Source organism: Cellulomonas dongxiuzhuiae (genome assembly GCF_018623035.1).
Taxonomy (GTDB): Bacteria; Actinomycetota; Actinomycetes; order Actinomycetales; family Cellulomonadaceae; genus Cellulomonas; species Cellulomonas dongxiuzhuiae.
The window spans coordinates 691,429-704,239 of the sequence record NZ_CP076023.1 but is presented as its reverse complement, the minus strand read 5'-3'; the positions used below and the strand labels follow the sequence as shown (position 1 = coordinate 704,239).

9 protein-coding genes are annotated in these 12,811 nt (G+C 73.2%); 2 read left to right on the top strand and 7 right to left on the bottom strand.

The genetic code is table 11. The features are described from left to right. Positions 1 to 112: 112 nt before the first annotated feature. Positions 113 to 1,195: a lactonase family protein gene (locus tag KKR89_RS03235; protein WP_208197836.1), complete on the bottom strand. Its 1,083-nt coding sequence runs from the start codon at positions 1,193 to 1,195 to the stop codon at positions 113 to 115. A 39-nt stretch (positions 1,196 to 1,234) separates the two neighbouring features. Next, complete coding sequence (locus KKR89_RS03230; protein WP_243883430.1) at positions 1,235 to 2,557, bottom strand: ROK family transcriptional regulator; 1,323 nt, start codon at positions 2,555 to 2,557, stop codon at positions 1,235 to 1,237. Between the two features lie 99 nt (positions 2,558 to 2,656). Here KKR89_RS03230 and xylA point away from each other — a divergent pair, with 99 nt between their 5' ends. Together xylA and xylB are read left to right on the top strand one after the other, a co-directional pair. Beyond that, the gene (gene xylA, locus KKR89_RS03225) at positions 2,657 to 3,847 is read left to right on the top strand and encodes a xylose isomerase (protein ID WP_208197835.1); all 1,191 of its coding nucleotides are present in this window, start codon (positions 2,657 to 2,659) and stop codon (positions 3,845 to 3,847) included. Between the two features lie 147 nt (positions 3,848 to 3,994). Further along, the gene (gene xylB / locus KKR89_RS03220; RefSeq protein WP_208197834.1) at positions 3,995 to 5,434 is read left to right on the top strand and encodes a xylulokinase; all 1,440 of its coding nucleotides are present in this window, start codon (positions 3,995 to 3,997) and stop codon (positions 5,432 to 5,434) included. A gap of 134 nt (positions 5,435 to 5,568) precedes the next feature. On the opposite strand, the gene KKR89_RS03215 is transcribed toward xylB, so the two are convergent. The 5 genes from KKR89_RS03215 to KKR89_RS03195 all read right to left on the bottom strand — a co-directional run bounded on the left by KKR89_RS03215 (position 5,569) and on the right by KKR89_RS03195 (position 12,611). Next, positions 5,569 to 5,919, bottom strand: a complete 351-nt coding sequence (locus KKR89_RS03215) for a histone-like nucleoid-structuring protein Lsr2 (RefSeq protein WP_208197833.1) — start codon at positions 5,917 to 5,919, stop codon at positions 5,569 to 5,571. A gap of 83 nt (positions 5,920 to 6,002) precedes the next feature. Beyond that, entirely contained in the window at positions 6,003 to 6,167 is a 165-nt protein-coding gene (locus KKR89_RS03210) for a hypothetical protein (RefSeq protein ID WP_208197832.1), read from the bottom strand. Positions 6,168 to 6,189: 22 nt separating this feature from the next. After that, positions 6,190 to 7,677 carry a lysine--tRNA ligase gene (gene lysS, locus KKR89_RS03205; protein ID WP_208198166.1) on the bottom strand — a complete coding sequence of 496 codons (1,488 nt, stop codon included), beginning with the start codon at positions 7,675 to 7,677 and terminating at the stop codon, positions 6,190 to 6,192. A gap of 69 nt (positions 7,678 to 7,746) precedes the next feature. Further along, positions 7,747 to 8,796, bottom strand: a complete 1,050-nt coding sequence (nadC, locus tag KKR89_RS03200) for a carboxylating nicotinate-nucleotide diphosphorylase (RefSeq protein WP_372438593.1) — start codon at positions 8,794 to 8,796, stop codon at positions 7,747 to 7,749. 161 nt (positions 8,797 to 8,957) lie between these two features. After that, a complete protein-coding gene (locus KKR89_RS03195; protein WP_208197831.1) occupies positions 8,958 to 12,611 on the bottom strand; it encodes an endo-1,4-beta-xylanase in 3,654 nt (1,217 codons plus the stop codon). Positions 12,612 to 12,811 lie beyond the last annotated feature (200 nt).

Sequence of the window (12,811 nt, the reverse complement as noted above, 5' to 3'; positions counted from 1 at the left end):
CGACCGCGTGCACGCTCGGTGTCGGCCATGACGCGCAGGGACACGCCGATGCGTGCGTGCGACGGCACGGCGACCGCCGCGCGCGACGCCACCGCGTGGCGCGGGGGCCACCTCAGCGGGGCGCGACCGGCACCACGCAGGCCGGCGAGCGCAGGCCGACCCGCGACACCTGGGCACCGTGCGGGTCGTGGACGACGACCGCGTGCGCGTCCTGCAGGGCGAGGACGGTCCAGCCGTGGACGACCTCGAGGTGACGGGGCGTCGGGCCGCCGAGCGGCTGCGTGCGGGGCTCCGCGAGCGAGCCGTCGGCGTGCACGTCGAACACGCTGAGGACGTCCGGACCCTGCAGCCCCAGGGCACGCACGCCCAGGAGGAGCCGGTCCCCGTCGAGCAGGACGTGCGAGGGCGAGCGGCGCACGCCGTCGGCGGCCTCCTCCGCGGGGACGGCCGGCACCTGCTGCACCGCGGTGCCCGTGGCGGTGGCGGCGTCCCACAGCAGCACGTGGACGCTCGCGTCGAGCTCGCCGACGACGTAGAGGTTCGCGCCGTCGCCCGCGAAGACGACGTGCCGGGGACCGGTGCCCGGGCCGAGCGTCGCGGCGACGCCGTCCGGGGTGAGCAGACCGTCGTCGCCGCGGGCGTACCGCCGCAGCTCGTCGGTGCCGAGGTCCGCGACCAGGACGTGCCGGCGGTCCGGCGTCAGAGCGACGAAGTGCGCGTGCGGGCCCTCCTGCCGGTCCGTCTCCGGCCCCGTCCCGGCATGGTGGAAGGTCTGCGCGGGACGTCCGGACGCGGCGACCTCGGGGGTGAACGCACCGTCGGGCGTCAGCGGCACGACGCCCAGGACGCCGTCGACGTAGTTGGCGACGTACAGCGTGTCGTCGACGACGAGCAGGTGGCAGGGCGCCACGCCGCCGGACGCGACGGTGGCGCGCGCGGTCAGGCCGCCGTCGTCGTCGACCTCGAAGGCCGTCACCGACCCGGGGTCGCTCTCCCCCACCGCGTACAGCCACCGGCCGCCGGGGTGCGTCGCGACGAACGTCGGCGCCGGGGTCTCGACGACCAGCCGCGGCTCGCCCAGCGCGCCCGTCGTCTCGTCGAGGTCGACGCGCCACACCCCCTCGCCGAGGCCGGCCGCGGTCCCGATGCCGGCGTGCGGGAAGGTGCCGATCCACAGGGGTGTCCTCGCGCTCACGTCAGGACCCTACGCAGACCCGCCCCGCCCCGCCTCGTCTCAGGAGGTCGTCGCGAACCAGGGGGTCGGGTCGGAGACGACCGTGCGCAGGACCGCGAGCGCGCCGCCGGTCATCGCCGGGTAGTCCCCCGCTGCCGAGCGGCACACCGACGGAGCCGACCAGTCGGCGAAGATGACGCGGTCGGCCAGCGCGTCGCGCACGACGTCCTGGACCTCGTCGAAGACGAGCCCGAAGGTCCCGCCGAGCACGACCTCGCTGACGTCGACGACGTTGGCGACGGTCGCGACCGCGAGGCCCAGCCAGCGTGCGGCACCGCGGACGGCGTCCCGCGCGCGGGCGTCACCGGCAGCCAGCGCGGCGACGACGTCCGCGAACGGGGCACCGGGGGCCAGGCCGGCGGCCCGGGCGATGGCGTCCTGGCCCGCGCGCTGCTCGAGCGACACCGGGCGCGTGCCGTCCGGCCCGCCGTCGACGACGACGTGCCCGATCTCGCCGCCCCACCCGTGCCGGCCGAGGAAGATCTCACCGTCGAGCACGAGCGCACCACCGACGCCGACCTCGCCCGACACGTAGAGGAACGACGGCGCGACGCGCCCGCGGCGCGCGTGGGCCTCGGCGCGTGCGGCGAGGTTCGCCTCGTTGGCGACGCGGGGCGGCAGGTCCGCGAGCACGGGGTGCGCCGCCAGGCGTCCGACCACGTCGACGTCGCGCCACCCGAGGTTCGGCGCGTAGCGCAGCGGCCCGGTGATGCGGTCGACGAGCCCGGGCAGGGCGAGCGCGGTGCCCGCGACGCGGACGCCGTCGGCCGCGAGCGACGCCAGGACCGGTGCGGCGAGGTTCGCGAGCCGGTCGAGCACGGCGTCGGGGTCGCTGCCGCGCAGGTCCGCGCGCTCGACGGTCTCGACGAGCACGCCGCCCGCGAGGTCGACGGCCCGCAGCCCGAGGTAGTCGACGTTGACCTCCATGCCGACGCCCGCCACTCGACCGGGCGTGGGCGCGAGCGGTACGGCAGGGCGTCCGGCACGGGCGACGACGACGGGGTCGAGCTCACGGACGAGACCGGCCTCGATGAGCAGGTCGACGAGGCCGGTGACCGTGCCGCGCGCCAGGCCCGTGGCCGAGGCGATCTGCGCGCGGGAGGGCGGCGACAGCGCGTCAACGATCTGCGCGAGCGTCACGGACAGGTTGTGGGTGCGCATCTGGGCCTGCCGCGCGGCCCGGGCGCGGTCCGGCACCCGCTCGGCCGCGCGGCCCTCGCGCGTCCGGGGAGCGTCGTCCGAGGTGGCGGGCACAGGCACCTGCGGGGTTGCGGCGGCGACGGCGACGGCGCGAGCGCCGGATTCGTCGTCCTCCCTCGGCATGGCTTGACCCTATCGACTCCCGGGGATAAATTCATCCCGAGAACAAAATCCGGTCGCTCGGTGACGCGCGCCCGGTCCGCACTCGACGTGGAGGCCTCCATGGTTCGCAAGCCCACCCCTGAAGACAAGTTTTCCTTCGGTCTCTGGACCGTCGGCTGGAACGCGCAGGACCCGTTCGGCGCCGCCACGCGCCCGTGGCTCGACCCGGTCGAGTCCGTGCACAAGCTCGCCGAGCTCGGCGCCTCGCACGTGACGTTCCACGACGACGACGTCGTCCCGTTCGGCTCCTCGGACGCCGAGCGCGAGAAGATCCTCGACCGCTTCCGCGGCGCGCTGACCGACACCGGCATCACGGTCGAGATGGTCACCACCAACACGTTCACGCACCCCGTCTTCAAGGACGGCGCGTTCACGTCGAACGACCGTCGCGTGCGCCGCTACGCGCTGCGCAAGATCCTGCGCAACGTCGACCTGGCGGCCTCGCTCGACGCCGACACGTTCGTCATGTGGGGCGGCCGTGAGGGCGCCGAGTACGACAGCGCGAAGGACCTCTACGCGGCGCACCAGGCGTACGCCGACGGCATCGACACCGTCGCGGCGTACATCAAGGACAAGGGCTACGGCCTGCGCATCGCGATCGAGCCCAAGCCCAACGAGCCCCGCGGCGACATCCTGCTCCCGACGATCGGGCACGCGCTCGGCCTCATCGCCAAGCTCGAGCACGGCGACATCGTCGGCCTCAACCCGGAGACGGGCCACGAGCAGATGGCCGGCCTGAACTACACGACCGGCCTCGCGCAGGCGCTGTGGGCCGAGAAGCTGTTCCACATCGACCTCAACGGCCAGCGCGGCATCAAGTACGACCAGGACCTGGTCTTCGGCCACGGCGACCTGTTCTCCGCGTTCGCGACGGTCGACCTCGTCGAGAACGGCTTCCCCAGCGGCGGCCCGAAGTACGACGGCCCGGTGCACTTCGACTACAAGCCCTCGCGCACCGAGGACTTCGACGGCGTGTGGGCCTCGGCCGCCGCCAACATGTCGACGTACATCCTGCTCAAGGAGCGGGCGCAGGCGTTCCGCGCCGACCCCGAGGTCCAGGAGGCCATGGAGGCAGCCGGCGTCTTCGAGCTCGCGAAGCCCACGCTGAACGAGGGCGAGTCGCTCGAGGACTTCCTCGCGGACCGCTCCGCGTTCGAGGACTTCGACGTCGAGGAGGCCGGCAAGCACGGCTTCGGCTTCGTGCGCCTCAACCAGCTCGCGGTCGAGCACGCCATGGGCGCGCGCGGCTGACCTGAGCACCACCTGACGCCCGGGGAGCCTCGCGCTCCCCGGGCGTCGCCCGTCCCGGCACCCGACGTCCGAGCGGGCCGGCCCGACGACCGCTCGGACACCTCACGCCCGGCAGCGCCGGGCATCTGGCGCAAGGGAGCACACGCGATGACGCTCGTGGCAGGTGTGGACTCGTCCACGCAGTCGTGCAAGGTGGTCGTGCGGGACGCACGGACCGGTGAGCTGGTGCGGCAGGGCCGCGCCCGGCACCCGGAGGGCACCGAGGTGCACCCGCACCACTGGTGGGACGCGCTGCAGGCGGCCATCGCCGACGCGGGCGGTCTCGACGACGTCGAGGCGATCAGCGTCGGCGGGCAGCAGCACGGCATGGTCGTGCTCGACGCCGACGGCGAGGTCATCCGCGAGGCGCTGCTGTGGAACGACACGCGCTCGGCGCAGGCCGCACGCGACCTCATCTCCGAGCTCGGTGACGGCGACGCCGTGGCCGGTGCCCAGGCGTGGGCCGACGCGATCGGGTCCGTCCCCGTCGCCTCGCTCACCGTGACCAAGCTGCGCTGGCTGCGCGACGCCGAGCCGGAGAACGCCGCGCGCGTGGCCGCCGTGGCGCTCCCCCACGACTGGCTGACGTGGAAGCTCGCGGGCGGCATGGCCGAGGTCGGGTTCGACGGGCTCGTGACCGACCGGTCCGACGCGTCGGGCACGGGCTACTGGTCGCCGTTCACCGAGGACTACCGCACGGACCTGCTGGAGCGTGCGCTGGGCAGCGTGCCGCGCCTGCCGCGCGTGCTCGCCGCGAACGAGGCCGGCCCTGTCGCGCCCGCGTTCGCGAAGAAGCCGGTGCTGGGCCCGGGCGCCGGTGACAACGCCGCCGCCGCGCTCGCGCTGGGCCTGCTGCCGGGTGACGTCGCGGTGTCGCTCGGGACCTCGGGGGTCGTCTCGGCCATCGCGTCCGCGCCGATCGCCGACGGCACCGGCCTCGTCACCGGGTTCGCCGACGCGACCGGCTCCTACCTGCCGCTCGCGGTCACGCTCAACGCGTCGCGCGTGCTCGACGCGGCGTGCCGGATGCTCGGCGTCGACCACCCGGGGCTCTCGGAGCTCGCGCTCGCCGCCCCGGCGGGTGCCGACGGCCTGGTCCACATCCCCTACCTCGAGGGTGAGCGCACCCCGAACAAGCCGATGTCCACCGGCGCCCTGCACGGCATGCGCCTGGCGAACACGACGCCCGCGCACGTCGCGCGCGCCGCGGTCGAGGGCATGCTCTGCTCGCTCGCCGACGGCATCGACGCCATGCGCGCCGTGGGCGTGCCCGTCGAGCGCGTGTTCCTCATCGGCGGCGGGGCGCAGTCCGAGGCCGTGCGCCGCATCATCCCGTCGGTCATGGGTGTCGACGTGCAGGTGCCGACGCCCGGCGAGTACGTCGCCGACGGTGCCGCACGGCAGGCCGCGTGGGTGCTGTCCGGGCAGGACGCCCCGCCGGCGTGGTCGGCGTCGTCCGGCGCCGAGGTCATGACGGGTGAGCCGACGCCGGTCGTCCGCGAGCAGTACGCCGCGGCCCGCGAGCTGACGGTCGACCGCCCGGCCTGACCGCGAACTGGATCGCTCTCTGACCACCCTGGGGGGCCGGGGAGGGGGCGGGGACGGCGAAGGGGCCGGCACCTGTGCGGTGCCGGCCCCTTCGCGTGCGTCACGCCTCCCCGACGTGACGCGAGACGTCCCGCTCAGTGAGCGGCGTCGTAGGCCTTCTTGACCTCGGCGGAGATACGACCCCGCTCCGAGACCTGGTGCCCGTTCGCCTTCGCCCACTCGCGGATCTCCTGCGCCTCGTTCGAGCGCGCACCGCGCGACGACGACGACGAGGACGTGGAGCGGCCCGCCGAGCGACCGGAGGACCGGCCGCTCACCTTGCGCGCGTTGGCGACCCACTGCGCGAACGCGTCACGCAGCTTGGCGGCATTGTCGGACGTGAGGTCGATCTCGTACGTCACGCCGTCGAGACCGAAGGTCACGGTCTCGTCCGCCGTCCCGCCGTCGAGGTCGTCGACCAGCAGGACCTGCACCTTCTGTGCCATGAAATGCTCCCGGACATGGGGAAAATGCTGACATCACCACTGTCGCACCCCCGATTGTTCGCGTCAAACGGAGCGGCGAATTCTCAGGGTTCCTTGACGTCCGTCCGGAACTCGTCCGCGTCCATGCGCGCGAGCGCCTGACGTTCCGAACGGTCAGCGTTGATGATCGCCCGCATGCCGTACCAGAAGATCAGCCCGACACCGACCGACGGCAGCAACGCCGCCAGAACTGCACCCCACCCGTTCACGAGACCTCCATCAATGACAACATCAGACCTGCGGCTTCACGAGCGGGAAGACAATCGTGTCACGGATGCCGTGACCGGTCATGGCGATGAGCAGGCGGTCGATGCCCATGCCCATCCCGCCCGAGGGCGGCATCGCGTGCTCCATCGCGGTGAGGAAGTCCTCGTCGATCCGCATGGCCTCGTCGTCACCCTTGGCCGCGAGCAGGGCCTGCGCCTCGAAGCGCTCGCGCTGCACGACGGGGTCGACGAGCTCGGAGTACGCGGTGGCCAGCTCCATGCCGCGCACGTAGAGGTCCCACTTCTCCACGAGGCCGCGCTCGGTGCGGTGGTCGCGGGTCAGCGGCGACGTCTCGACGGGGAAGTCCCGCACGAACGTCGGCGCCCACAGCGTCGAGCCCACGTGGTGCTCCCACAGCTCCTCGACGAGCTTGCCGTGGTTGCGCTGCGAGGGCGCCAGCTCGATCTCCGCGGCAGCGAGCAGGGCCAGCAGGCGCTCGTCGGACGTGTCGTGCGTGATCTCCTCGCCGAGCGCCTCGGACAGGGACCCGTACATCGTCAGCGACGTCCACTGCCCGCCCAGGTCGTACTCGGTGCCGTCCGCGAGCGTCACGACGGTCGTGCCGAGCGCGTCCACGGCGGCGGTCTGCACGAGGTCCTGCGTGAGCGCCGCCATCGTGTCGTAGTCGCCGTAGGCCTCGTACGCCTCGAGCATCGCGAACTCCGGGGAATGCGTCGAGTCGACGCCCTCGTTGCGGAAGTTCCGGTTGATCTCGAAGACCTTCTCGACGCCGCCGACGGCCGCCCGCTTGAGGAACAGCTCGGGCGCGATCCGCAGGAACAGGTCGATGTCGAAGGCGTTCATGTGCGTCTCGAACTGCCGCGCCGCCGCACCCTCGGGTCGGACCTGCAGCATGGGGGTCTCGAGCTCGAGGAATCCGCGCCGGTAGAAGTTCTCGCGCAGCGACCGCACGACGGCCGAACGCAGCCGCACCATCTCACGCGCACCCGGACGCACGATCAGGTCGACATAACGCTGCCGGACCCGCGCCTCCTCGGACATCTCCGTGCCCTCGTACAGGTTCGGCAGCGGCCGGATCGCCTTGGCCGCCATGCGCCACTCGTCGGCCATGACGCTGAGCTCGCCGCGCCGCGACGCGATGACGCGCCCGTGCACGAACACGTGGTCGCCCAGGTCGACGTCGGCCTTGAACGCGGTCAGGGCGTCGGCGCCGATCTCCTTCTCGCTGAGCATCGCCTGCAGGCGGGTCCCGGCCCCGTCCTGCAGCGTCGCGAACGCGAGCTTGCCCGTGTTGCGCAGGAACACGACGCGGCCGGCGACGCCCACGACGTCGTCCGTCTCGGCGCCCGGCTCGAGGTCCGGGTACGCGGCGCGCACCTCGGCGATGGTGTGGGTGCGCGGGACCGCGACCGGGTAGGCGTCGACGCCCGCCTCGAGGAGCCGCTCGCGCTTGGCCTTGCGGACCCGGATCTGCTCGGGGACGTCGTCCACGGCGGGGTGGGTGGCGTCAGGGTCCTGCACGGTCGTGGCGGGCTCGGTGGGTGCGGTCACCCGGCGATTCTACGGGCGCGGAGCCGGCTCCCGGGCGGGTGCCGGGGCGGCGGACGCTGCACCGGCCGGGACGTCGGCGGAGACGTCCACGGGTGCGGTCACGGATCGCGGGTCGAGGTCGAGCGCCACGTCGAGGATCGGCGACGAGTGCGTCAGCGCCCCCACGGAGAGGTAGTCGACGCCCGTCAGCGCGACCTCGCGTGCGCGGTCCAGCGTGAGGTTGCCCGTGGCCTCGAGCTCGACGTGCCCGCCGCTGCCCTCGCGCGCGCGGACGAGCGCGACCGTCGCCCTGAGCGTCGCGGTCCCCATGTTGTCGAGCAGCAGGAAGTCGGCCCCCGCGTCGAGGGCCTCGTCGGCCTGCTCGGGCCGGTCGACCTCGACCTGCACGGCGACGTCGGGGAACCGCTCGCGGACGGCCCGCACGGCCGCGGCGACCGACCCGGCGGCGACGACGTGGTTGTCCTTGACCATCGCGACGTCGAACAGGCCCATGCGCTTGTTGGTGCCGCCGCCGCAGCGCACGGCGTACTTCTCGAGCGCGCGCAGCCCGGGCGTCGTCTTGCGCGTGTCGAGCACGCGCGCCCCGGTGCCGCTCAGGGCCTGCGTCCAGCGGTGCGTGTGTGTCGCGACGCCCGACGCGCGCGAGACCAGGTTGAGCAGCGTGCGCTCGGCGACGAGGAGCACCTGCGTGGGCCCGTCCAGCGTGGCCAGGACCGTGCCGGCCTCGACGACCGCACCGTCGTGGACGTGCCACGTCACCGTGGCGCGCGGCAGGTCGAGCCGGTCGGCGACCTGGTCGAGCACCTCGGGGACGACGACGAGCCCGGCGATCGCACCGGCCTCGCGCGCCACGACGTCGGCGCGGCCGCGGGCGTCGGCGGCGACGGTGGCCTGCGTCGTGACGTCACGCCCGGGCGCGGGGCCCAGGTCCTCGTCGAGGGCGACCGCGACGAGGCGCGTGATCGCGAGCGGCTCGGGGCCGAGGTCGCCGGGGAGCAAGGGGCCGTCGGGCCGCCGATCGGTGTCGGTATCGTCCGCGGGCAGCTGCGCATCGGTCACGGGCCACACGGTAGCGGCACTCTCCCTCGGGGCTCCCGGTGCCGGGCGGCGACCGCGGACGGACGGGGGCGTGGCAGAGCCCCGCCGGCTGTCGGGGGGGGTCAGCCGGCGGGGCTCCGTGTGGGCCGGGGTGACGTGTCACCCCGGCCCGCTGGTGCGGGTCAGTGCCGCAGCAGGGTCGCGCGCACCCCCTCGAGGGTCATCCCGCGGCGGCGTGCCACGACCAGCGCGACGCCGGCGAGGATGACGAGGAGCGCCAGGCCGGCCAGGCCGAGGCCCGCACCGGTGACGGCGAGGTTGCCCCCGGCCGCCGTCCCGGCACCTGCGCCTGCGCCTGCGCCTGCACCCGTGCCGGACCCGGCCCCCGGTGCCGCCGCGAGGACGCTGAGCACGGCGTCCGCCAGGACGGTGCCGCCGACCGAACCGCTCACCAGGTAGGTGCCGGCCGCCGTCGAGGCCGGCACGGTCACGGTGGTGACGGCAGTGCCGCCCTCGCCGATCACGACGGTGCCCAGGAGCGTCGTGCCCTCCGGGGCCACCGCGGCACCCGGACCACCGAGCGCACCGGTCGCGGTGACGCCCGCACCGAGCGCGATCGCGACCTCGGCGCCCGGCTCGAAGCCGGCGAGCGTGACCTGCACCTGCTCACCCGCGCGCACCTGGCCGGGGCTCAGCGTGATGCTCGGCTCGACCGGCTCGACCTCACCGGCGATGAGCTTGGCGACGCCCCAGCGGGCGGTCGACTGGTAGCCCTGGCTCGTCGGGTCGGCCCAGTTGGTGATGCCGATGCGGCCACCGCCAGTGGCGTCGTTGACCTGGAAGTCGACGCCGTGGACGGTGTTGGCGCCACCGAACCCGAGCAGGTCGACGGCGAGCTCGACGAGGTAGCCCTCGTCGGTGCGCGACGTCGCGGTCTGCACGCGAGCCTCCTGCTCGGCCAGGTCACCGGTGCCGAAGGACACGGCGTTGTCCGCCGAGATGCGGATCTGCGTGTCCTGCGGGCGGTACGCGCCGTTCTTGGCGTTCCCGGCGTCGAGGTAGACCTCCACCGAGTCCTGGATCCACGGGTCGGAACCCGTCACGTCGACGTCGGGGTCGGTGACCTCGGCGAGCACGTACAGCGTGTCCTCGTCCCAGACCGTGCGGACAGCGGCCGTGGCCGTCCCTGCACCGTTGACCTGCTTGGACGTCGTGACGGCAGGGATGCCCTCCCAGGCGTCGTCGACCGTGCCGTCGATCTCGGGGACGCCCGCGGACGCGGCCGGGACCTCGAGGTACGACAGCGGCTCGATGAGCGACAGCGAGCCGGCGCCCCCGGACCAGGTCGTGACCTGCTCGCCCTGGACGACGCCCAGGTTGAACGCGAGCACGTCGCCGACGTCGGCGCCGTCGAGCGGCGCCTGCAGCACGACCCGCAGGCCGTCGCCGTGCTCCGCCCAGACGCTCGGCAGGTCACCCTCGCCGCTGCGCGGGACGTCGTACGTCGCCTCGCCGAGCGTGACGCGCAGGGCGTCCGTGGTCGCCGGGACCTCGGCCAGCACGGTCAGCGCGTCCGCCGTCCAGCGGGTCTGCAGACCCCCGGCGACACCCTCCTCGCCGATCGGCTCGAACGGCAGCTGCTCCCACTCGGGTGCGTCCACCGCTGCCTCGTCGACGGCGACCTCGCCGCCGAAGGACTCGGCGGACGCGATCCGACCCGGCAGGTCGAGCCCGGCCGCGCCGTAGTACGCGGGCTTCGCCCGGAGGTTGTCGTCGAACAGCAGCGGCGCGCCGTTGTTCACGACCCAGCTGCGGAAGTCGTAGAGACCCCACACCGTGACCGAGAACAGCGAGTCTGCCTTGGCGCGGAACAGGTCGAACGCGTCGCGGTAGTAGTAGCCCTGCTCGACGAGCTTGGCCTCGGTCACGGGCGTACCCGTGGCGACGTCGAGCTCGGTGACGGCCTGCGTGACCGGCAGCGCCTCGAACCGCGTGAGCGCGGCCTCGAGCGCGGCGACCGGGGTGGTCAGGCTGACGTGGAACTGGTGGCCGACCCCGTCCAGCGGCACGCCACGCGACAGCAGCCGCTCGACGAGCGCGAAGTACCGGTCCTGCTTGGCGACGGCCTCGGTGCTGTAGTCGTTGATGAACAGCGTGACCGGGCGGTCCGTGCCCTCGGCCGCGTACTCCTCGTTGAACGCCTCGTCCGCGTACTGGAACGCCAGGTCGATGAAGTTCTCGCCCAGGACGTTGAACCACTGCGAGCGACGCAGGCCGTCGGGGTTCTCGCCGCCGTCGGCGATGACCTCGTTGACGACGTCCCACGCGACCAGCGGGTTGGTGTCGGAGCCGAACAGGCCGTACTCGTCGGAGATCGCCTCGGCGACCGAGAAGATGTGCGTGCGCATGCGCGCGCTCAGGGTCGCCTGGTCCTCCTCGCTCGACGTGAGCAGCTCGCCGTCGTCCCCGTAGAACATCCAGCCCGGGGTGGTCGGGATGCCGTCGTCGTTGGCGTCGACCTGGCCCGGGTTCTGGCCGTGCCACACGAGCACGTGCCCGTAGACCCGCAGGTCCTCCTCGACGGCCGTGTCCAGGAGGGTCCGGGCGACCGGGTCCATGCGGAACGAGCGGTCCGCGGCGTACCAGGCATACGGCTTCATGTGGTTCTCGGCCGTGATCTGGTCGAAGTGCCGCGCCGCGAGCTGGCCCGGCGAACCGACCGTCTCGCGGTCGTCGATCGCGACGCCCATCGGGAAGGGCACGGTCTCGTGCAGCGGCGTGAGGTCCTGGACCTCCAGCTCGGGGCTCGTGATCCGGATGTCGTCGACCAGGAACGTCGACGTGTCGCCCGCAGCGCCGCTGGCGTACGGCGTCTCGAAGTACACCTCGGCCGCGGTGCCGAAGCTCGGCATCGTGAAGGTGCCCGAGATCCGGGTCCAGTCGGTCGTCACGGTCGACGTGGCGATGTTGCTGAAGGTGCTCTCGCCGTCGGTCACGGTGTGCACGCTGAGCACGATGTCGCCCGGCTCGTCGTCGAACCGGACCCACGCCTCGTACTCGTACTGCTGGTGGGCTGTGAGGACGTCGGTGACGTCGAGCAGCAGGCCCTGGCCCTGGCTCACGCGGTCGCTGACGCGGACCGCGTGGGTGCCGCCGTGGGCGCCCGAGTCCACGACCTCGACGGTCGCGGGCCCCTCGGCCGTCGCGCGCGGGGCCCAGCCCTGCAGGGTGCCGTCCTCGAAGTCGAACGTCTTGTCGACGGTCTCAGTCGGGGGCGTCACCACGGGCGCCTCGCCGACGATGACCACGTCGTCGACGAGGAAGCTCGTCGTGGCACCGGCGGCCTCGAAGTACAGGTCACCGCCGGTCACGGTCGCGGCCCGCGTGTAGGTGCCCGTGAGCTCGACCCACGCGTCGTCGGTCACCGCGACGTCGGTAGTGACGCCCCGGTACGCCTCGGGCATCTCGGCCACCGTGGCCTTGATCGTCGTGTCCGCCTCGCCCGGGGCCAGCTTCACCCAGGCCGACAGCTCGTACGTCCCGCCGCTCACGAAGATCGGGGCGATGGACGTCGCCGCGCCGTGCCAGTTCGAGGTCCGGCCGGAGACGAGCATGCTGCCGGCGCCCGTGCGGGCGTCCGCCTCCGTGCGTACCGCGGTCGCGTCACCGCGCCCCACCCACGGCGAGACGCTCGTCTCGAAGGTGCTGCTCAGCACCTCGGTGGGCGCGGCGACGGCAGCGGAGCCGATCGTCACGAGCGGCGCAGCGACGAGAGCCGCGGCTGCCACCCCGACGCCGATAGTTTCGAGCACCTTGCGGTGCCGGGTCTGACTCAATTGACGCTCCCTTGCGTGCAGTAAGTCTCATTCGCTGGGCCACCGTATGCGGCGAACTGCGCAAAGACCAGGGGGCGCCCGAACCGTTGTGCGGATGGTTGCAAAATCGAGATCGACAACTTTCGAGAATAGTCCGTTCGGGTGACGGGACACGGTGGTTCGTCCCGAAATGACGGAGCCCCGCCGGCTGTCGGGGGGGA

Coding starts and splice junctions, on each gene's coding strand:
- KKR89_RS03230 (WP_243883430.1), bottom strand. CDS start 2,557: ATGCCGAGGGAGGACGACGAATCCGGCGCTCGCGCCGTCGCCGTCGCC.
- xylB (WP_208197834.1), top strand. CDS start 3,995: ATGACGCTCGTGGCAGGTGTGGACTCGTCCACGCAGTCGTGCAAGGTG.
- KKR89_RS03215 (WP_208197833.1), bottom strand. CDS start 5,919: ATGGCACAGAAGGTGCAGGTCCTGCTGGTCGACGACCTCGACGGCGGG.
- xylA (WP_208197835.1), top strand. CDS start 2,657: ATGGTTCGCAAGCCCACCCCTGAAGACAAGTTTTCCTTCGGTCTCTGG.